General features: G+C 63.5%; 18 protein-coding genes, 3 tRNA genes and 2 pseudogenes. 18 read left to right on the forward strand and 5 right to left on the reverse strand.

The window, feature by feature from the left end; translation table 11 throughout:
* Positions 1 to 2 precede the first annotated feature (2 nt).
* Positions 3 to 491, forward strand: coding sequence for a hypothetical protein (locus FHR82_RS37135; protein WP_184815310.1), 489 nt, complete (start codon positions 3 to 5; stop codon positions 489 to 491).
* 15 nt (positions 492 to 506) lie between these two features.
* On the opposite strand, the pseudogene FHR82_RS37140 reads toward FHR82_RS37135, so the two are convergent.
* Positions 507 to 860 (reverse strand): annotated as a pseudogene (locus tag FHR82_RS37140) (IS30 family transposase); the annotation flags it as partial.
* 222 nt (positions 861 to 1,082) lie between these two features.
* Here FHR82_RS37140 and FHR82_RS37145 point away from each other — a divergent pair.
* On the forward strand, positions 1,083 to 1,295 hold the full coding sequence (locus FHR82_RS37145) for a transposase family protein (RefSeq protein ID WP_184815489.1): 213 nt from the start codon (positions 1,083 to 1,085) through the stop codon (positions 1,293 to 1,295).
* A gap of 90 nt (positions 1,296 to 1,385) precedes the next feature.
* Here FHR82_RS37145 and FHR82_RS37150 read toward each other — a convergent pair whose 3' ends face one another.
* The gene (locus FHR82_RS37150) at positions 1,386 to 2,282 is read right to left on the reverse strand and encodes a DUF3592 domain-containing protein (RefSeq protein WP_184815311.1); all 897 of its coding nucleotides are present in this window, start codon (positions 2,280 to 2,282) and stop codon (positions 1,386 to 1,388) included.
* Between the two features lie 1,679 nt (positions 2,283 to 3,961).
* On the opposite strand from FHR82_RS37150, the gene FHR82_RS37155 reads away from it, so the two are divergent.
* Genes FHR82_RS37155 through FHR82_RS48140 form a run of 4 tightly spaced genes read left to right on the forward strand, consistent with a single transcriptional unit; the run spans position 3,962 to position 7,925 of the window.
* Positions 3,962 to 4,993 (forward strand): Gfo/Idh/MocA family protein, encoded by a 1,032-nt coding sequence (locus FHR82_RS37155; RefSeq protein WP_184815312.1) that lies wholly within the window; start codon positions 3,962 to 3,964, stop codon positions 4,991 to 4,993.
* 2 nt (positions 4,994 to 4,995) lie between these two features.
* Positions 4,996 to 6,111 (forward strand): DegT/DnrJ/EryC1/StrS family aminotransferase, encoded by a 1,116-nt coding sequence (locus FHR82_RS37160; RefSeq protein WP_311771457.1) that lies wholly within the window; start codon positions 4,996 to 4,998, stop codon positions 6,109 to 6,111.
* 29 nt (positions 6,112 to 6,140) lie between these two features.
* Positions 6,141 to 7,439: a toll/interleukin-1 receptor domain-containing protein gene (locus tag FHR82_RS47780; protein WP_184815313.1), complete on the forward strand. Its 1,299-nt coding sequence runs from the start codon at positions 6,141 to 6,143 to the stop codon at positions 7,437 to 7,439.
* Between the two features lie 39 nt (positions 7,440 to 7,478).
* Entirely contained in the window at positions 7,479 to 7,925 is a 447-nt protein-coding gene (locus FHR82_RS48140) for a DUF4231 domain-containing protein (protein ID WP_184815314.1), read from the forward strand.
* A 90-nt stretch (positions 7,926 to 8,015) separates the two neighbouring features.
* Here the strand turns inward: FHR82_RS48140 and FHR82_RS37175 are convergent.
* Positions 8,016 to 8,808 (reverse strand): IS5 family transposase gene (locus FHR82_RS37175; protein ID WP_376706471.1). Its coding sequence is split into 2 segments (ribosomal slippage): positions 8,016 to 8,484 and positions 8,483 to 8,808, totalling 795 coding nucleotides; the frame shifts between segments, so codons are not numbered across the junction.
* 743 nt (positions 8,809 to 9,551) lie between these two features.
* Between FHR82_RS37175 and FHR82_RS37180 the strand changes: the two are divergent.
* From FHR82_RS37180 to FHR82_RS37210, 7 genes and pseudogenes are all read left to right on the forward strand, one after another.
* Positions 9,552 to 10,453 (forward strand): annotated as a pseudogene (locus FHR82_RS37180) (DNA glycosylase AlkZ-like family protein).
* Positions 10,454 to 10,602: 149 nt separating this feature from the next.
* Complete coding sequence (locus tag FHR82_RS37185) at positions 10,603 to 13,266, forward strand: putative bifunctional diguanylate cyclase/phosphodiesterase (RefSeq protein ID WP_184815316.1); 2,664 nt, start codon at positions 10,603 to 10,605, stop codon at positions 13,264 to 13,266.
* 81 nt (positions 13,267 to 13,347) lie between these two features.
* Positions 13,348 to 13,420: transfer RNA gene (locus FHR82_RS37190), tRNA-Thr, on the forward strand.
* A gap of 53 nt (positions 13,421 to 13,473) precedes the next feature.
* Positions 13,474 to 13,546, forward strand: a tRNA-Met gene (locus FHR82_RS37195).
* A 195-nt stretch (positions 13,547 to 13,741) separates the two neighbouring features.
* Complete coding sequence (rpmG, locus tag FHR82_RS37200; RefSeq protein ID WP_184815317.1) at positions 13,742 to 13,909, forward strand: 50S ribosomal protein L33; 168 nt, start codon at positions 13,742 to 13,744, stop codon at positions 13,907 to 13,909.
* A 2-nt stretch (positions 13,910 to 13,911) separates the two neighbouring features.
* Positions 13,912 to 14,364 (forward strand): MaoC family dehydratase N-terminal domain-containing protein, encoded by a 453-nt coding sequence (locus tag FHR82_RS37205; RefSeq protein ID WP_184815318.1) that lies wholly within the window; start codon positions 13,912 to 13,914, stop codon positions 14,362 to 14,364.
* Positions 14,361 to 14,768, forward strand: a complete 408-nt coding sequence (locus FHR82_RS37210) for a MaoC family dehydratase (RefSeq protein WP_184815319.1) — start codon at positions 14,361 to 14,363, stop codon at positions 14,766 to 14,768. The genes FHR82_RS37205 and FHR82_RS37210 overlap by 4 nt, the downstream gene beginning before the upstream one ends.
* Positions 14,769 to 14,777: 9 nt before the next feature.
* On the opposite strand, the gene FHR82_RS37215 is transcribed toward FHR82_RS37210, so the two are convergent.
* Positions 14,778 to 15,491, reverse strand: a complete 714-nt coding sequence (locus FHR82_RS37215) for an IclR family transcriptional regulator (RefSeq protein WP_184815320.1) — start codon at positions 15,489 to 15,491, stop codon at positions 14,778 to 14,780.
* A 374-nt stretch (positions 15,492 to 15,865) separates the two neighbouring features.
* A complete protein-coding gene (locus tag FHR82_RS37220; RefSeq protein WP_184815321.1) occupies positions 15,866 to 17,086 on the reverse strand; it encodes a pyridoxal phosphate-dependent aminotransferase in 1,221 nt (406 codons plus the stop codon).
* A 243-nt stretch (positions 17,087 to 17,329) separates the two neighbouring features.
* On the opposite strand from FHR82_RS37220, the gene FHR82_RS37225 reads away from it, so the two are divergent.
* The 5 genes from FHR82_RS37225 to rplA all read left to right on the forward strand — a co-directional run bounded on the left by FHR82_RS37225 (position 17,330) and on the right by rplA (position 20,247).
* A tRNA-Trp gene (locus FHR82_RS37225) sits at positions 17,330 to 17,402 on the forward strand.
* A 62-nt stretch (positions 17,403 to 17,464) separates the two neighbouring features.
* A complete protein-coding gene (gene secE, locus FHR82_RS37230) occupies positions 17,465 to 17,947 on the forward strand; it encodes a preprotein translocase subunit SecE (protein ID WP_184815322.1) in 483 nt (160 codons plus the stop codon).
* A 71-nt stretch (positions 17,948 to 18,018) separates the two neighbouring features.
* Entirely contained in the window at positions 18,019 to 18,903 is an 885-nt protein-coding gene (gene nusG, locus FHR82_RS37235; RefSeq protein ID WP_184815323.1) for a transcription termination/antitermination protein NusG, read from the forward strand.
* 67 nt (positions 18,904 to 18,970) lie between these two features.
* Positions 18,971 to 19,402: a 50S ribosomal protein L11 gene (rplK, locus tag FHR82_RS37240; RefSeq protein WP_184815324.1), complete on the forward strand. Its 432-nt coding sequence runs from the start codon at positions 18,971 to 18,973 to the stop codon at positions 19,400 to 19,402.
* Positions 19,403 to 19,527: 125 nt separating this feature from the next.
* Positions 19,528 to 20,247, forward strand: a complete 720-nt coding sequence (gene rplA / locus FHR82_RS37245) for a 50S ribosomal protein L1 (protein WP_184815325.1) — start codon at positions 19,528 to 19,530, stop codon at positions 20,245 to 20,247.
* Positions 20,248 to 20,255: the final 8 nt, after the last annotated feature.

The following is a 20,255-nucleotide window of genomic DNA, read 5'->3' on the forward strand; positions in this document are numbered from 1 at the left end:
TGGTGCGCGAGCTTGTCAATATTCGCAGGACGCGGCGGGCATGGAACCGCGCGGCGAGCGGCGACGTGCGGCAGGTGCTGGTCGGGATCGCGTTGCCATGGGTGCGGATGACGGCCGACCACCCGGTACACACCGTCGTCGTCCCCGAGGCCGGACAGGCGCGGCTCGTTCGTCTCGCAGTAACCCACGAGAGTCCGCGACTGGCCCCTGGGCCGGTCGAGGTGGACCTGTTCGACCCCGAGAAAGTGCGTGCCCCGGCGCGACTTCGCCCGTTGAACGGGCCCGTGGTCTGGGCATTCGCGAAGCGGAACGGAGGCCTCGCGCTCACCGGGAAACCGTGGAAGCTCGAGAATGGCTGGCAGACGTCGTGGCGGGACGACTGGCCGGACTACATCGAGCACACCGACCCCGAATTCGACAGCTATTCCAAGTACCGCGGAGGTCGTGGCGGACTCGGCGGCGGAGACGGGGATGGCGGCGGCGGGGAGTAGCTCGACAGGGCGGGTTCAGGCGGTGGAAGCATCCAGGTCGAGTAGTTCAGTGAATATTTCGCTGGGTTTGCGCCAGTTGTAGAGTTTACGGGGTCGGTCGTTGATCTCGGCGGCGATCGCGGCCAGGTAGGTTGGGTCGTGGGTGATGGTGGTGCCTTTGGGTAGGTACTCGCGGACGATCCGGTTGAGGTTCTCATTGCTGCCGCGTTCCCAGGGTGAGTGTGGATGGGCGAAGAACACCGGTAGCCCGGTAGCCGTGATGTTCTTGTGCAGGGCTATTTCCGATCCGCAGTCCCAGATCAGGGGTCGTTTGATCGATGTCGGGAGTGGACCGACAGCGGAGATGATCGCCTCGCTGACGGTCAGTGAAGTGATCTCACCAAGCTGATCTTCACGACACGGGCGTTTCGCCTATACCGGACAGTGCTGGATATGGACGTGGAGTCCCCGGTAGATGAGTTCTCACCACAAGATCCATCCGTCCAGAGGACTCCACGTGATTGCCTATCCTGCCATGGTTGATGTTCCCCGCGAGTTGGTGACCTACGTGTCGAGGCTGTTAGCCGCGCAGCGGCGGGTGCGAGGCACACGCTGCAACAGCAGGGTCTCGACATCGACAACCGCACACGCAACGCCCTGCTCCGCGGACTGCGCTGCCTGGGCGAACGCGGCTTCGTCATCCTCACCGGACGCTGGCGCGCCCTACAACACTTCACCACCAGCCCCAGCAAAATCGGCACCATCGTCCAAGCCGCACTCGTCCTCACCCAATTCGAACACGGCCAACACAGCAAAAGTCGGTGAGATCACTTCACTGAGCGTCACAACTATTCACCCGTCCCCCAACCATGTGACGAACCCGCCAACCTTGGCGAGCTGACGCAGCCCTCGATGTCATGACACGTTCGGCGAGATGAAGACCACGAAAAGCATGGAAAACATTGACGCCAGCGTCATTAACAACCCAACGAGCATCAGATATAGAGGCAAGGTCACATTCCGCATCGGTGGGGCGACCACGGCGACATGCGGCTGGGATGGCAAGTACACTACCGGCACTTCAGCGCCAATCGAGCGTGGTCCCCTGCTGCCAAGGACCTGGAATCGGCGGCCCGCGTAGTCAATGAAGTCAATTACCGGTTTTCGTTTACTTCCCTCCCGTAAGAGCGGTCCTATGCTGAACCCGAGTCCGCTCTTGGCCTTGATCGTGCGCGTTACGACACCGGTCGCCTTGAAGCCAACTCGTTGCAACACAAAGAGGCGGCGAACCCTCCAAGCGCCGGCTACAAGGATAGACAGGCTGACAACCATCGCGAGACAGGGGATAACGACCATCTCCGGATGGTTGGGCTCCCAGTTCAATTTTTGGACGCGCAGTAGGCCCATCGTCAGTATTAAAGATCCGAAGGCAAGAAGGATAAAGCCGACGGCGACACCCGCGGTCAAGGATCTAAATGGCGATTGCGACTTGATTAGGACTCTTGAAGGTCGACGCGGATCATACACCAGTGAAACTTGCTCTCCCACCGGAACAAACCTGTTCAATGAGCCCAATACGTGCTCGGACTCGGGCCCTTGATGATCGACGAACTGAATCGCACGTCCATGATAGTCGATGAACTGAATCACGGGATGGTCTAGGCTGTCATTTTGGGGAACGTGTTTGACCACGGTGCCGATCGCGGGGAAGCCCTTTCTTTGTAGGTGATGGCTCCGACTCGAACTCCAGATCCCTGCCAGGCCGATGATCACCATAAGTGCACCACCGATGATCTTTATCGTCGAGTCCATGGGGGGATCATATCAAGAATGGAACCTTCGGGTAAACCTTGAGTCAATAAAGAAAGGGGATCGCAATGGACTTAGAATTGGTCGCGTTTATTTGATCGAGATTAGTTTGATGGCGCGACGAGCTGTTGTCCTATTCGACGTATGGCTTTGGAGATGTTGGTGCGCCCGGTCAGGTGCAGCAGGGTGACGGCGAGGCGATCTGTGTCGGATGCGTCCTCCATGAACGCAGTATCGATGCCCTGTCTGTGTTGCGTCACCTTGGTTACTTTGCGCTATGTGCCGATGGCCCACAGCTATCGCCAGACTGCATCAGCGAAGGGCGCGCGGTAGAAGTGATGCGCCTGCTCCGTTTGCGATCTGCACGTCAGACTTCCCGCACCTTGGTGGGTGCTGTGTACAGCAGGCGGGCGGCGTGGATCGATCGTCCCGCCGTTGGGTGCGAGTTTGGGTGCGAACTTCATTGTGGAAGCGTGATCAGTGGCACGCTGGCGATCTTCAAAGGGACGCCCGTGCTGGTCAGAGACCTACGGGATGCCATCCAGCCGCATGTAAATCTGTCGCGCAAGCTACGCAGGTTCGACCCTGCACCCGCCACCAACACGGCCCGTTGATCAGGCAGAGCCTGTCAGCGGGCCGTTTACTGTCTCCGAGCTCAGTCGGCCGTCTAAGGCTGCTGTGGGCCTTCGCGAGTCACCCTCCTGAAGGTTGTGGGCGGCGGAACAGAGACTGAACCATCAGGTAAATCCGAGGGATACCGGTCCTGGCCGTGCTGGTCTCGATGGTCAGGATGGCGCGGCCCGACTGACAGACTTTCTGTTGGTAGTGCCATCTGGCACATCCGTGCCGCTTAGAGAGACCGAGTCGCGTGGCGATTGTCGGGGATCCCAACCGCGCAAACGTAGGCAAGGTTCCCTTGCATCATAATTCCGGGACATATTCATGGACGCGCATCCCGAGAAAGAGCAATAATACCGCGTTCGTAGTGCCAGATGGAGACCGTACGGCAAATTGTTTGGGTTCCTTTAGGTGGCATCCTGTGGCATATAGTGAGCATGGGACGGCGTCATCGGACGTAACCGTCACTCGCGTGGCTGACCACCGGCCGATGCGCAGACCAATAGGAAACAGTATCTAGTATCGCGCGTCGTAGACCTATATACGTGCGATCTTGATGATGAGTCCGTCGAAGGTTGGTCCAGGTGAGGAGCTGACGCGTTCGATGAGGCGCGGATTGAGTCTTCGAGGGATACCGCCCGCGCGCAGCGGTCCCGCCGCTTCAGAACCGTCGCTCTGCTCATGCGCATCGGACTCCGCGGCCAACATCAGACCATCGCCCGCCGCGCCACAACCTCAGGCACGGTCGAACCGCGCCTGATGGCTTCCAACCGGTCACTATCACCAGCACGCAACCCGCAACGCCTGCGCCCAATACATGCAGTCACCTTCTCTCCGCTTCCACTAAATGCATCAACGACACAAGACACTGGGGCGTCGAAACGAGGAGGACCCTAATGTGTAGACGTTTCAGCAGGACTATAAAGAGCGGGTTTGCTAGACTGGTGGCGATTTCATGACCTGGCGTACAGCGGCATGCGTTTGTGCAACCGTTTAAAGGAGGGATGAGCCAACGGTGACCGAGGATCTCCTGAGTTTGCATTAGTCAGTGAATGGAGTCCGGCGTGGAAAGAGCGCGCACTAACGTAGCAGTTGTCGGCTATGGCTACTGGGGAGCTCACCATGTACGGGTGTTGAACCGTATTCCTGGTGTAAGCGTCACTGTCGTGGAAATCGATTCAGATCGCTCACGAGATGCTGCCGATATCTATCCGGCCATACGTTGCGTGACGAGTCTTGATGAGGTTCTAGCGGATGTAGATTGTGTAGTGGTCGCCACGCCGCCGCATGAGCACTACTCAGTAGCGCTAAAAGCATTGCGTAGTAAAAAACATGTTTTGGTTGAGAAGCCGTTCACGACATCCGTTGAGAGTGCCAACCGACTTGTCGCCACCGCAGACTCGGCAAATGTCCATGTGATGGCCGGTCATACTTTTGAATACCACACAGCGGCGCAGAAATTACGGTCAATTATCTCGTCTGGAGAACTTGGACGGATTCTATACATTGATTCGGCTCGGCTCGGTCTGGGGAAGTATCAAAGTGACATCGATGTCGTGTGGGACTTGGCGCCACATGATGTCTCGATCATTTCTTTCCTGCTCGGGGGCGAACAGCCGACGTCCGTATCTGCCTGGACGCGATCGAATATCGCTGGGCAACCGATCGACCTGGCCTATCTGCGCTTGGACTTCGAGCGCACAGATGCCGTCGCGTTCATCAACGTCAGCTGGATCTCTCCGGTGAAGGTCAGGCGCGTAACCGTCGTGGGAGATCGGAAGATGGCGGTGTACGACTATCTATCAACCATTGAGCCGATTCGGATATATGAAACTAACGTCGAGGTTTGCGCAACAAGCCTCGACGTCATGAGATCGGAACAGAGTGTCAAGTACAACTCGGACGGAGTTGTATCGCCGATGATACCGTTTATCGAACCATTAATCTCGCAAGATACGCACTTCATTTCATGTGTCAAAACCGGAATGCGACCGAGCACGCCGGGTGAAGACGGTGTAGCGAACGTGCGGGTACTTGCTGGACTCGAAGTGGCGCACCGAAGCGGGCAACGAGTTGCTCTAACAGGAGAGGAATAGGAGTGGCAAATTCTCGTAGCGGTAGCGGTTCAGCTATTCCATTCCTCGACCTCAGATGGACGAACGCGTTGGTCCATAAAGAAGTCGCCACTGCGTGGCAAAAGATCATGACACATGGAAAATTCCTTGATGGCCCAGAAGTTGATTTGTTCGAACAAGAATTCGCAACCTACTGTGGTGTGGCAGGTTGTGTCGGGGTTGCCAATGGCACGGATGCTCTTGAACTTATTCTCAGAAGTTTGGATATCGGCCCAGGGGATGAGGTAATAGTACCGACTAATACCTTCGTCGCAACCCCAGAGGCTGTTTGTGCGGTTGGTGCGCGGCCGCATTTCGTCGATGTTCGCCGTGACACACTTCTGATGGACGAGCACACTGTTCGCGAGGCAATCAACCATGCAACAGCCGCAATTATACTCGTGCATCTCTTTGGTCAGATGGTCGATTACGAAGAAATAATTAAGCTTGCCTCCAAGCGTGGTGTTTTGGTCATAGAGGATGCTGCACAGGCGCATGGTTCCACATTCTCGGGTCGTCGAGCGGGTGCGGTTGGCAAGGCGGCCGCATTCAGCTTCTATCCAGGGAAGAACCTGGGTGCGATGAGCAACGCTGGCGCAGTAGTTTCCAATGACTTCGAGCTTCTGTCAAGAATAAGATCTCTTGCCAACCATGGTCGCGATCGCAAGAATCGGAGCCACCATATACTGATAGGCCGAAACAGTCGTTTGGATTCGCTCCAGGCTGCTGTGCTGTCAGCTAAACTCCGGCACCTTGAAGATAATAATAGTCGGCGGATATCGGTTATGCGCACGTATCGAGCGAATCTTCCCAAAGAATGTGTTCCACTTTCCGTAAATAAAAACGCCAGCCCTGTATATCATCTGGCTGTCGTCCGCGTGCAAGATCGACTGCGTGCCAGTGATGCGTTGACGAGCGAAGGTATCGGCTGGGGGATTCATTATCCCGTTCCGTGTCATCTCCAGCCTGCATTCTCGACATATTCTCGCGAACTTCCAGTCGCCGAAGAAGCCGCAATGCACATCTTATCGTTACCTATGTCGCCTAATTTGACATCCGCTGAGATAGACAGGGTGTGCGCTTCTCTGGATATCGCATGATTCGATCAAATCAATTGAATGGAAACGTCGTGAGTAAACATGTGTCACTTCAATGGCGCCCATTGGTGGAGAAGGTGCGCGCTGAACAATTTGAGCCACAGGGAGAAACTGGTGATATTGAGTACCTGTACTCTCAAACAAGAAACGTCTTCATTAGTGATCCTTATCTTATAAAAGAGATTCTTTACGCGCGCAAGCATCGCCATCCATTCATGTTGATCGGTGAATTCGGAACAGGAAAGAATATATTTCTTGAACTGGTGGCGTACGGGAGCGCTGGCGACGAGCCGATCGAATGCATTGACGAGAACATTGACGGAACTGAAGAGGAGATGGTCGAGAAGTTCTTCGGTGTTAATGGTCTGGTGCAACAGCATCCACAGTCTTTGTTCCACTTTGATCTCTTGCAGAATGCCATCACATGGCCGATTTTCATGGATAAGGTCCACGCGCTCGCCAGAAGTGGAACTCTGTATCGCACTGACGGGCAAGTCGTAAGGGGCATGCCCACTCGCGTGGTCGGAGGTGCCACCATCGAACTGAGCAATCTTATCGGTGACGTCGGCGCCTCGAGTGCCAAATACCTCTACGACTACCTCTCCACAAATCAGCTCGCGCGTACGCTCAAGTTGAGCGATCAGCGTAGCAGGATAGAAACGGTTCTCGCGGAAGTGCTTGCAACTCAAGTACTCGACGAACGTAGTTCGGTGAGCGAAGACGATATTGCAGCGATCGAGTCCGTTCCTGAGTCTGTTATGAACACGCTTCAAGGATATCATTGGCCCGACGGCTTCTACGAACTCGTTCGCTTGGTGCGTACTTCGTTGGTTGAGGAACGATGGGCGGTGGAATCACTCCGTGCAGCATCGATGGAGAGGGTAAAGGCATTTATATCGCATTCATCCGTCGATCATGAGAAGGTTGCCGCCGTACGTGACTGGCTTATTGAAAACAATGTCGATCCGTGGGTTAGTTCGGAACGCCTGTTGCCCGGCCAGGATTGGGAACTCGAGATAAACAAGGCCATCCATTCAAGCGATGTGATCATCGTCTGTCTAACAGATCGATCCATCGATAAGGCCGGATACGTTCACGCCGAGATACGGCGGGCCCTGGATCTGGTAGAACGAATGCCTGAGGGCGAGATATTCTTGATTCCACTTCGACTAGAACTATGTGAACCACCGTTTAGAATTTTGAAGTATCATTATGTCGACTTCTTTGAGCCCTCTGGAAGGACTCAGTTGATGAGGGCGCTTCGGCAGCGTGCTACAACATTGGCAAAAGCGCCGCTTGGATCGCGTCGATACACAGGAACCACATCGTAATTCGCGCCATTCGCACAACTGTGGAGGTGACGTGCTTCGATGGCCGAGGATAGCTCTTCCTTATCTGATAATCACGACTACGCGTGGAAGCTGCTGCACGGCTCCTATGAATGGTATCGGGATCGGGCTATTCGTTGTCGTCGAGCGCACCGAGTATCCGAGACGGTGATTCTGCTTGCCTCAAGTGCGGTGCCGGTCTCCATTGTTATATTTCCGGACGGGCGAGTCTTACCGGCAATATTGGGGTCTTTGGTTGTGATTGCCTCCGGGCTGCGAAGTGTCTTTCACTGGCAGGATAATTTTTTGCGATTCAGTGAGGCGCGTGAAGCGATAGAGAGGCAGCGTCGACTGTATTGCACTGGATCTCCTCCGTATGATGTTGAGAATAACCGGGCGCAACTACTCGTGGCAATGCTGACACAGATCGAACAGAACGAGATGAGTCAGTGGTTGGAACTCGCGACAGAACGCCCCAGGGTGCAGTAAGCCTCGAGGGCTCATGGTGGCTGAGGCATTTCGGGTTGACGAACCGCACCTCGCGACGCCATGTTGCCAATGGCCGGCTTAGAGGGTGTCTCACGTGGCCTCTTTGCGGAGTTTCTTGTAGCAGGTGAGGGCGGCGGCGAGGGCGAGGAAGGCGCTGAAGTGGTTGGCATAGCGTTCGTATCGGATGGTGAGTCTGCGGTAACCGAACAACCATGCGATCGATCGTTCGATCACCCAACGGTGTTTGCCCAGCTTCTTGCTGGTCTCGATGCCTTTGCGGGCGATCCGGACGGTGATGCCGCGGTCGCGGACCCACGTCCGCAGTTCGGCGTGGTCGTAGGCCTTGTCGGCGTGCAGTTTTGCGGGGTTTGCGCCGACGAGGCCGCGTCGGAACTTGATCGCTGGGATCGCTCGGATCAGAGGTTTGAGGGCGTCGGCGTCGTTGGTGTTCGCGGCGGACACGGCCACTGACAGCGGCACTCCGGCGCGGTCGGACAGCACATGGATCTTCGAGCCGGGTTTGCCTCGGTCGACCGGGCTCGGTCCGGTCAGAGATCCCCTTTTTGGCCCTGACGGATGCTCCGTCCAGGACTGCGCGCGACCAGTCGATCAACCCTTGGCTGCCCAACTCGTCGAGCACCGCATGGTGCAACCGGCGCCACAGACCGGCTTTGGTCCACTCGCTGAACCGGCGATACGCCGTGGGCACCGTGACCCCGAACGACGGAGGCAGCAAGCGCCAGGAACACCCGCTGGTCAGCACGAACACGATCGCGGTGAGCACAGCACGGTCGTCCACCGGTGTCGTCCCGCCGCCCTGCGGCCGCGGATCGAACCCCGGAATCAACGGCTCCGCCAACGCCCACAACTCGTCCGGCACCACCGCCGCGACAACTCATCAACCACAAGACCGGATCATGACAGATCAAGATCAATCCACGTGAGACACCCTCTTAGCGGGCGTAGGAAAGCGTGTCAGAGGTCGAACAAGGCGTCGAGTGGCCACTCTTGACGCGGACGAGACGTCGCCACCACTGAGGAGGAGATCAGAGGAGGGGCGGTATCGGATCGTGCGTGCGATCGCCTGTACTGAGGTGCCTATTGCGCGCGATGATCCGAAACACGAAGACCTGCGGCCGACCTGCTATGGCGCACCGTGGCTGGTAGTTCGCAAGGGCTGCCCAGGCGAAAGGTATCGCTGCCCGTCGAGTCGCTGCTCGTCGCCCGCTCAGCCGCCGACCGGAAGCCGGCGGGCACACCATCGGAAGCAGATGCCGGTGGATGTCAGGGCTGACGCCAGCGCGCGGCCGTTGCCGAAGCAACGGTTGCCCTCTACTCAGACACCCGAGACGTTGAAACGTTGACCCTTGTCGACACCTACACGATTGCCGTCCCGCCGACGTTTATCACGCAGTGTGGTGGTCGGACGCGCTCGATGGTTGACAATGTGCACGGGTTGGGCCACCAGATGCGGCTCGGGCAGCCGCTAGCGTCGGCGCGTGGACGTCTGGGCTGCTCGTGCGTACGCCAACGGGCTCGGGAGCGATCGGGCCGCGACCGTCAAGCGCGGCCGTCGAACGGGTGGTCGCGCTCCAGGGGCAGGACGTCCGCGCCACGCGGCTCGCGGTGCGGGCGCGGACCGACGGGCTCACCGCGGACGACGTGGACGCCGCCGTCGCGCGCGGAGACGTGGTGCGGACCTGGGCCATGCGCGGAACGCTGCACCTCCTCGCCGCCGGTGATCTGCGGTGGGTCCTCTGTGTCTTCGGGGCCTACTTCCGGGACCGGCAGCGGCCCCGGCGGATGCGGCTCGGGCTCACCGACGACGCGTGTGCCCGTGGGGTGGAGCAGCTCACGTCGTTCCTCCGTGCGCCCATGACCCGGGCCGAGATCGTCGAGCGGGTCGATCTCGGGCTCGCGGGCCAGGCCGCGCCTTACTTTCTCGCGTTCGCCGCGCTCGAAGGGGTCATCTGCCGAGGGCCGGAGCGGGGGAGCGAGCCCACCTACGTGCTCGTCGACGACGGGGTCCGCGGCGGACAGGACAGTCTTCTCGCCGAGCGGTATCTCCGGGGATACGGGCCCGCGACGCCCGCGGACCTCGCGGTGTGGTCCGGGCTGCCGCTGACCACCGCGCGGAAGGCGTTCGACGACGTCCGGGATCTCGTCGAGCCCGTGGACGGGGGTTTCGACTGCGGGACGGGGACCACCGGGAGGCCGATCGGGTCCGCCTGCTCGGGCACTTCGACGCCTTCTTGCTTGGTTACCGAGAGCGAGCGGTTTCACTTCAGAACGCGAAAGCCGTCCAGACGGGTGGTGGGTTCGTGATGCCGGTTGTCTCAGACAGTGGGCGGATTCACGGTGTCTGGAGCCTCCAGTCCACAAAGGACTATCTCGGTTTCGACGTGACGCCTTTCACAACGATCTCGGTACGGTTGCATCGTGAACTATCTGCTGACGCGGCTGACCTGGGTAGATTCCTCCGGCGTCGATCGACCCTGTCCGTTGGCGAGCCGAAAAGTGCGGACTGACCAGCCGGTTAACCGCTCCGAGCGGCCACTTAGCACAGTCGGATTCTGTGCACGGACGGGGTACAGTTACGCGACCGTGACTAGCCCGATCGGGGGGCGTCGTCACCTGCGGCGGATTGGTCTGCCACCTGGGCGGCCGAGGAGGTTGCATGCCGGACCACGCCATGCCGGCGCCCACTGACCGCACGACCGATGACTACCCACTGCTGGACCGCCGGTTCAGCGTTTTTTCGGTCCTCGTGCTGGTCTCGGCAGTGGCGGCGGCGGCAGGTGTCTCCTGGTGGCTCCCCTTCACGGGCGGCCCCGAACTCATCTGGACCGGGCTGCTGCTCGTCCTCGGGTTCCTCGTCGTCGAACAGCTCTCCGTCAACATCGACGTCCGCGGGGGCGTCTCCTGGACGATCTCCTTCACCGAGATCCCCCTGGCCATCGGCCTGTTCGTCGCCCCGTTCCAGGTCGTGCTCGCCGCGCACCTGATCGCGGGGGTCAGCACGTTGCTGGCGCGGCGGGTGCAGGACCGCGTCCTCTACAACACGGGCGCGGAGATCTTCGAGATCGCGGTCGCCTACTCCGTGTTCACGGTCGTCGCGGGCGCGGTGGGCACCGGCGACCCGGACTGGTTCGCGGTGTTCGTCGGCGCGTTGTCGGCGCCGATCACCAGCACCCTGCTCGCGCTGGTCGCGGTGTACGTCCTCGGGCGGCGGATGCGGCTCGGCGCCGCCACCAAACTCGTGTCCCGCACCCTGGTCCTCGGCCTGGTCAACGCGTCCGTCGGCGTGGTCGGGTTCGAGGTCGCCACCGGGGTCGACCACGGCTGGCCGCTCGTCATCGCCCTGCTCGGCGGGCTGTGGGCGCTCTACCTCGCCTACTCCGGACTGCTCCGCGAACAACGCGACCTGGAGGCGTTGTCCGAGGTCAGCCTCATCGTCGCCCGCTCGGGGCGGCGGGCGGCGGCCCGGCCGGCCGCCGGACCGGAGACCGCGACCGCGGTCAGCGCGGAGGACTGGCTCGGCATCGCCCAGCGGATCAAGGACCAGCTCGGCGCCGCCCGCGTGGTGCTGCGCCTGCGGTTCGACCCCGGGCAGCCGATGCACACCGTCGTCGCCGGTGAGGAGCTCGCCGCCGACATGCACGACGTCGAGCCGAACGGTGCCCGCGCCGACGCGCTGCTGCGGCTGCCTGGCTCGCACGTCCGCCACTTCCGCCGCGCCGACGCGTTGCCCGAGGTCCGGACCGCGCTGATGCAGCGCGCCACGCAGGAAGCGCTGGTCGTGCCACTGCGCAGCGCCAGCCACCTGCTCGGGGTGGTCGAGGCGCACGACAAGCTGTCGCGCTGGCGCGGGTTCGGCCAGGCCGACATCCGCATGATCGGCACGACCGCGAGCCACCTCGCGACCGCGCTCGACAACCGGCGGCTCCTCGCCACGCTCCGCCACGACGCCTACCACGACCCGCTGACCGGCCTGTACAACCGGCCCGGCTTCCGCCAGGTCGCCACCGAGCTGCTCACCACCAACCCCGGTTCGGTGATGCTGCGGCTCGACCTGGAGGTGCAGCCCGCGATCAGCGACGCGCTCGGGTACGCGTGGAGCGACCGGATCGTGATCGCGGCCGGGCGGCGGCTGCGCGAGACGCTCGGCCAGGACACCCCGCTCGCGCGGCTCGAAGGTGGCGCGTTCGCGGCGCTGCTCGTCGACTCGGACTTCGAGCAGGCGCAACTCGTCGCGAACCGGCTGGTCACGAGCCTGTCCGCGCCGTACCCGGTCGACCGGCTGTCGATCGAGGCCGGTGTGGTCATCGGCTACTCCTCCGCCACGATGGCGGACGGGGTGCTGTTCTCCGACTCGACGTCGGCACCGTCGGGGGCCAGGGATGCCGCGCCCGCCGGGCTCGACGTCGACGAGCTGCTCAAGCGGGCCGACGTGGCGTTGCGTGCGGCACAGTCCAGCGGTGAGCGCACCAGGGCGTACGTGCCCAGCATGGGTCAGATGTTCCTGCGCCGGTTCCAGCTGGTCACGCAGTTCCGGCAGTCCATGGAGACCGGTCAGGTCAAGATCCACTACCAGCCGAAGATCGCACTGCCCAGCCGCGAGGTGCTGGGCGTCGAGGCACTGGTCCGCTGGCGGCACCCGGACTTCGGTGACCTGCACCCCGACGAGTTCGTGCCCGCCGTCGAGGCGGCCGGCCTCGTCGACGCGCTGACCGACTTCGTGCTCGACAAGGCGCTGATCAAGGTCCGCATGTGGATGGACCGCGGCCTGCGGATCGGCGTCGCCGTGAACCTGTCGGTGCGCAGCCTCGCGAACCTGGACTTCCCCGACGGCGTGGCCGCGGCGCTCGCACGGCACCGCGTGCCGCCGGAGCTGCTGACGCTCGAGCTGACCGAGTCCGGCGTGATGGCCGACCCGCAACGGGCGCTGCCCGTCCTGCGGGCACTGCACAACCTGGGCGTCGTGCTGGCCGTGGACGACTTCGGCACCGGCTACAGCTCGCTCGCGTACCTGCGGCAGCTGCCGGTGGACGAGGTGAAGATCGACAAGAGCTTCGTGTTCGGCATGGGCAGTGATCTCGGTGACCTCGCCGTGGTGCGGTCCATCGTCGAGCTGGGGCACTCGCTCGGGCTCACCGTGGTCGCCGAGGGCGTCGAGGAGGACGTGGCACGGGACCAGCTGGCCGCCATGGGCTGTGACGTCGCGCAGGGCTACCTGATCTCGCGGCCGCTGTCCGAGGAGCGGCTCGAGGCGTGGCTGCAGGCGCGAACCGCGCAGGCCAGAGGCTTGCGGGACGAGATGGTGCTGACGTTGCTGTCGTAGGGGATACCCGATTTCGTTCTCCCCGCGGCGTTGTGTAGTCTTCTCTCGGCTCCACAAGAACGGCTAGCACGTTCTGGATCCGCCCCAATAGCTCAGTCGGTAGAGCGTCTCCATGGTAAGGAGAAGGTCTACGGTTCGATTCCGTATTGGGGCTCGGTGAACTGGCCGCGGTGTTCGATTCCGGGCACCGCGGTACAGGCATGTCAAGGCGGTGTAGCTCAGTCGGTAGAGCAAGCGGCTCATAATCGCTGTGTCGCCGGTTCAAGTCCGGCCACCGCTACGCGATTGGGCGAGGTGTGCCTGCGGAGTACGCAGGCCCGCATCGCTTCGCATAATCCTGGGGGCCCAGCCCCCAGACCCCGGCCGGGGCGAGCCCCGGACCCCAGGTGGGCGGGTGCGTTTCGCATGTGCGGTTCGGCATGTGCGGTTCGTGGTTTGCTTCCGGGGACACGAGTTTGGAGAAGAGGAACCTCAGGTGGCTGGTGGCAGCGACGTTCGCCCGAAGATCACGCTGGCGTGCGAGGAGTGCAAGCACCGCAACTACATCACCAAGAAGAACCGGCGCAACGACCCGGATCGCTTGGAGATGAAGAAGTTCTGCCCGAACTGCGGCACGCACCGCCTGCACAAGGAAACTCGCTGAGGGTGCCGCTGGATCCGTCGTTCGCCGGGCACACGTACCCGACGTCCGAGGTCTACGAGGTCGGCCGGGCCAAGATCCGGGAGTTCGCCGAGTCGATCGGTGACGACCACCCGATGTACCGCGACCCCGCCGCCGCACAGGCGGCGGGGCATCCGGACGTGATCGCACCGCCGACGTTCCCCATCATTCTCTTCAGCCACTACTCGATGGCGGACATCATCAACGACCCCGAGCTCGGGGTCGACTACGGCCGCCTCGTGCACGGTGACATGGGATTCCAGTACGCGCGGCCCGTGCGCGCCGGCGACCGGCTCACGGTGACCACGCGCATCGCGACGATCGACGTCCGCATGGGCAACAGCTTCCTCAACCTGGACGCGCTGATCGACACCGAGGACGGCGAACGCGTCGTCACCGCGACCGCGCAACTGGTGATCCGCGCGGAGGACGCATGACCGCGGCCGGCGACGAACTGCCCCCGCTCGACGTGCGGGTGCGCCGCGCGGACCTGGTCCGCTACGCGGGTGCGTCGCTCGACTTCAACCCGATCCACTGGAACGACGAGGTCGCCGAGTCGGTCGGGCTGCCGGGCGTCATCGCCCACGGCATGCTGACCATGGCGCTCGCGGGCCGCCTCGTCACCAACTGGACCGGCGACCCGTCCGCGGTCCTCGAGTACAGCGCCCGCTTCATCCGGCCGGTCGTCGTGCCCAACGACGAGGACGGTGCGCAGGTCGAGCTGACCGGCAAGGTGAAGGAAGTCCGCGAGGACGGCACCGCCCGGGTCGACATCACCGCCAAGTTCGACGGCAAGGCCGTGCTCGGAAAGGCCGTCGCGATCGTCCGCTTGCCCGCCTAGGCGCTGTTCTCAGAACGCGGGCGCGAGGTCCTCCGCGGCCCGCACCGTGTGCCACACGACCTCCTGCGGCACCTCGTCCGCCCTGGTCGACGACGCGATCACCCACGACGTCTCCGCGGTCTCGCGGCGGACCACCGCGCCCACGCACGACACCCCGTCGCGGAACTGCCCGGACTCCAGCACCGGACCGGCGCCCAGCGCTCCCAGCTCGTGGTCCAGCGCGTCGCGGTCGATCACGGTCCGCGACGTGAACCGCCGCAAACCCTGGTCGTCGAGGTACTCGGCGCGTCGCGCCCTGGGCAGTTCGCCGAGCAGCACCTTGCCGATCACCGTCGCGTGCGCCGCTACCCCCAGTCCCACCTCGAGGTCCTCCAGGTAGGGCGACTCGGGTCCCTCGACGAGATCGGTGATCAGGATCCGCCCCGCCACGAACTGCCCCAGGTAAACGGTGCGGCGGGTCATCGCCGACAGGTGCCGCAGCACCTCGTGCACCTCAGGTGGCTGGTCGAACGACGACAGCAGGTCCCGGAACCGCCGCGCCACCGAAGCGCCCAGCATGTAGCCGCCGTCCGGTGTGCGGACCAGGTAGCCCTCGTAGGTCAGGGTGCGGACCAGGTGGTAGGTGGTGGACAGGTTGAGGTGGCACCGGCGGGCGATGGCCTTGACGGTGAGGGGCGGGCAGTTCGCGCCGACCTCCTCGAGGATCCGGAAGGCCCTGGACACCGAACGTACGAGATCCGATGGTTCGGGCGCCTTGTCGGGCATTGCGTCACCGTCCCGTAGAGCCGCTTTCACCATCTGAAATATTACGGCTTCCTCGCGGCACCGACCGCTGTCAGCCTCGATGCGTGGCCGACGTCCCGCAGCGGTTCATCGACACGCTCGCCGGCGTGTCCGACCCCGTGCTGCCGCGAGATGGCATCTCCGTCGAGGTGGGGTGTGTGGCTCCCAGTTTTCCGCAGGACCCGTGCGGGTATTGCTATCCCGCCGAGCCGTCCGGGTAGCGGCTCCCCCTGATCGCCGGCCTTGACCCTGCCGGAGTGGAACTGAATGGCGTCTTCCGGGCTCTCGGATGTCCGGAAGACGCCATTCAGGCGCTACTTGGCCTCGGAAAGCAGAGCACCCATCCGGGTGACGCCGGTAGCGAGGTCCTCATCCCCGAGCGCGTAGGACAACCGGAAGTAGCCGGGCGTCCCGAACGCCTCCCCGGGCACCACGGCCACCTCGGCGTGCTCGAGCACCAGCGCCGCCAGGTCCACACTGGACTCGGCGCGGACCCCGCGGATCTCCTTGCCCAGCAACCCCTTCACCGAGGGGTACACGTAGAACGCCCCCTGCGGAGTGGGCACCTCGACGCCGGGGATCTCCGACAGCATCTTCACGATCGTCTGCCGCCTGCGGTCGAAGGCCGACCGCATGGCGTGCGCGGCGTCCAGGGACCCGGACACGGCGGCGAGCGCGGCACGCTGGGAAACGTTCGCCACGTTCGACGACAGGTGCGACTGCAGGTTGCCCGCCGCCTTCGTGACGTCGGCGGGGCTGATCATCCAGCCAACGCGCCACCCGGTCATCGCGTAGGTCTTGGCCACACCGTTGACGACGATGCACGTGTCGGCGATCTCGGGCACGACGACCGGAAGGGACGGCGCGGTGACGGCGTCGTACGTGAGGTGCTCGTAGATCTCGTCGGTGATCACCCAGATGCCGTGCTCGACCGCCCAGCGGCCGATCGCCTCGACCTGCTCGCGCGGGTACACCGCACCGGTCGGGTTGGAGGGGGAGCAGAACAGCAGCGCCTTGGTGCGGGGCGTACGGGCGGCCTCCAGCTGCTCGACCGTGACCAGGTAACCCGTGGTCTCGTCGGCGACGACCGGCACGGTGACGCCACCAGCCAGGCCGATGGCCTCGGGGTAGGTGGTCCAGTACGGCGCGGGCAGCAGCACCTCGTCGCCGGGGTCGATGATCGTGGCGAAGGCCTGGTACACGGCCTGCTTGCCACCGTTGGTGACCAGCACCTGGTTCGCGGCGACCGCGTAGCCGGAGTCGCGCTGGGTCTTCGCCGCGATGGCCTCGCGCAGCTCGGGCAGGCCCGCGGCGGGCGTGTAGCGGTGGTTCCTGGGGTCCTCGGCCGCGGCGACGGCGGCTGCCACGATCTCCGGGGGCGTCGGGAAGTCCGGCTCGCCCGCACCGAAGCCGATGACCGGCCGCCCGGCGGCCTTCAGCGCCTTGGCCTTCGCGTCCACCGCCAGCGTGGCGGACTCGGCGATGCCGCCGATACGGGCGGAGATCCGGCGCGGGGTCACGGTGGTCTCGCTCATGTGGGCATCGTCGCAGATCGGCCGAACGGATCAGCGACCCGGTCCGCCGGTGTCGCCGGGTCTGAACCAAACACTTCTCAGGCCGGGGAGGCGGGTTGGGGGCTGGCTGGGGGGCGTGCTTGCGGGCCGACATCGCGGTTGCCGTACACTCTTGAACTTGGAAGTTGACGACTCGCTCCGCGCGGCGACACGGGGCTGGTCGAATGCGTCCGAATTCGTGGTGCCGAGTGATCGGCGACGCGAAGGGGTGTAGCTCAATTGGCAGAGCAGCGGTCTCCAAAACCGCAGGTTGCAGGTTCAAGTCCTGTCACCCCTGCGTCAGGCGCAAGGCCGGGGAGGACCTCCCCGGTTCCGTGAACACCGAGCGGAGGAACTGGCGTGGTTGACGACCGGGACAAGGAGCCGAGCAAGGGACAGGAGCGCCCTTCTCGTCCGGTCACCGCCGCGGCGCGGCGTGAGCGCCGTGCTTCCGCTCGCCCTGCCGCGGGCAAGGAGTCCTCGGCGGAGGACACCAAGGCCGCGCGTGCGAAGAGCACCGAGGACAAGGCGAAGCCGAAGGCCAAGGCGAAGTCCGACAGCGACGCGAAGCCGGCTGCCAAGACCGCCCCGAAGAAGGGCGAGCACAAGGGCAGGCCGACGCCGACGCAGGACAAGAGCAAGGATTCGCGTCCCGGGCTGTTCGCCAGGCTCTTCCGCTTCCTGCGGGAAGTGGTCGCGGAGCTGCGCAAGGTCATCTGGCCGACGCGCAAGCAGATGATTACGTACACGGCTGTCGTGTTGGTTTTCGTGGCCTTCATGGTGGCGCTGATCGCGGGTCTCGACCTCGCGCTCGCCCAGGGCGTGACCGCACTGTTCGGCTGAGCTGCGCCTTCGCGGGCGCACCGGCACAGTAGGCGGGGTACGCGATCTATGAAAGGAAGCGGGACCGAACAGTGAGCTCCGACAACGGTGCGGCTGGCAGCGAGGAGCTGACCGGTCTGGCCGAGGACGGCGACGTGCGCACGGAGGACATCTCGGCCGCCGAGGCGGCGCTGGCCGTCGACTCCGACGCGGCGACGACCGAGGCCACGGACACCGAAGACGCCGAGGGCAGCGACGACGCTGAAGACGCCGACGACACCGACAACGACACCGACGACACCGATGACGCGGACGCGCCGGTCGAGACGGTGGCGGACGACGACGCCGCGGCCGCCGGTGAGGTCGAGGACCCGGTCGCCGAGATGCGTGACGCGCTGCGGCGCGCGCCGGGCGAGTGGTACGTCGTGCACTCCTACGCCGGCTACGAGAACAAGGTCAAGACCAACCTCGAGACCCGGATCCAGACCCTCGACATGGAGGACTACATCTTCCAGGTCGAGGTGCCGACCGAAGAGGTCACCGAGATCAAGAACGGGCAGCGCAAGCAGGTCCAGCGCAAGGTGCTGCCCGGCTACATCCTCGTGCGGATGGACCTGAACGACCCGTCGTGGTCCGCGGTGCGCAACACCCCGGGCGTCACGGGCTTCGTCGGCGCGACGTCCAAGCCCTCGCCGCTGACCATCGACGAGGTTCTCAAGTTCCTCCTTCCGCAGGTGGAGGAGGCCAAGCCGGCAACCGCGGGCAAGGGCGCGACGGCCACACCGGCCAAGGGCCCCATCGTGGAGGTCGACTTCGAGGTCGGCGAGTCGGTCACCGTCATGGACGGGCCGTTCGCCACGCTCCCCGCGACCATCAGCGAGGTCAACGCGGACGGGCAGAAGCTCAAGGTCCTCGTGTCGATCTTCGGTCGGGAGACTCCGGTCGAGCTGTCGTTCAGCCAGGTCTCCAAGATCTGACCGAACGGAGCTTGCGGAGAGAGCCATGTCACCGTGGCTGCCGGAAGACATCCAAGCAAGGAAGAAAATGCCACCCAAGAAGAAGAAGCTGTCCGCGATCATCAAGCTGCAGATCACGGCAGGCCAGGCCAACCCGGCGCCGCCCGTCGGCCCCGCGCTGGGCCAGCACGGCGTCAACATCATGGATTTCTGCAAGCAGTACAACGCCGCGACGGAGTCGCAGCGCGGCACCGTGGTGCCTGTGGAGATCTCGGTCTACGAGGACCGCTCGTTCGACTTCAAGCTCAAGACCCCGCCGGCGGCGAAGCTGCTGCTCAAGGCCGCGGGCGTCGACAAGGGCTCAGGCGAGCCGCACCGGAACAAGGTCGCCAAGGTGACCTGGGACCAGGTGCGTGAGATCGCCGAGACGAAGAAGGCGGACCTCAACGCCAACGACATCGACCAGGCCGCCAAGATCATCGCGGGCACCGCCCGCTCGATGGGCATCACGGTCGAATAGCGACATCGACCAGGCCGCGCAGGCGGGCACCGCCCGCTCGATGGGCGTCACGGTCGAATAAGTCATCTCGAACGCGTGGGAGAGCCAGGCGCTGGCTCGTTACCACTGACTGGTTAGGAACAGATATGGCAAAGCGCAGCAAGGCCTACCGCGAGGCCGCCGAGAAGATCGACCGAGAGCGGCTGTACTCGCCGCTCGAGGCCGCGCAGCTCGCGAAGGAGACCTCGAAGGTCAAGCTGGACGCGACCGTCGAGGTCGCCATCCGGCTCGGGGTCGACCCCCGCAAGGCGGACCAGATGGTGCGCGGCACGGTGAACCTGCCGCACGGCACCGGCAAGACGGCACGCGTGATCGTGTTCGCGACCGGCGACAAGGCCAACGAGGCCGTCGCCGCGGGCGCGGACGAGGTGGGCGCCGAAGACCTGATCGAGCGTATCCAGGGTGGCTGGCTCGACTTCGACGCCGCGATCGCGACCCCCGACCAGATGGCCAAGGTCGGTCGCATCGCCCGCATCCTCGGCCCGCGTGGCCTCATGCCGAACCCGAAGACCGGCACCGTGACCCCGGACGTGACGAAGGCCGTCGCCGACATCAAGGGCGGCAAGATCAACTTCCGCGTCGACAAGCAGGCCAACCTGCACCTGGTGATCGGCAAGGCCTCCTTCGACCAGGACAAGCTGGTGGAGAACTACGCCGCCGCCCTCGACGAGGTGCTGCGCGCGAAGCCGTCCGCCGCGAAGGGCCGCTACCTGAAGAAGGTCACCTTCTCGACCACCATGGGCCCGGGCATCCCGGTGGACCCGGCTCGGACGCGCAACCTGCTGCAGGACGAGCCGGTCGCCTGAGCGATCGC

Origin of the sequence: Actinophytocola algeriensis (assembly GCF_014203735.1) — a bacterium.
GTDB classification, from domain to species: Bacteria; Actinomycetota; Actinomycetes; order Mycobacteriales; family Pseudonocardiaceae; genus Actinophytocola; species Actinophytocola algeriensis.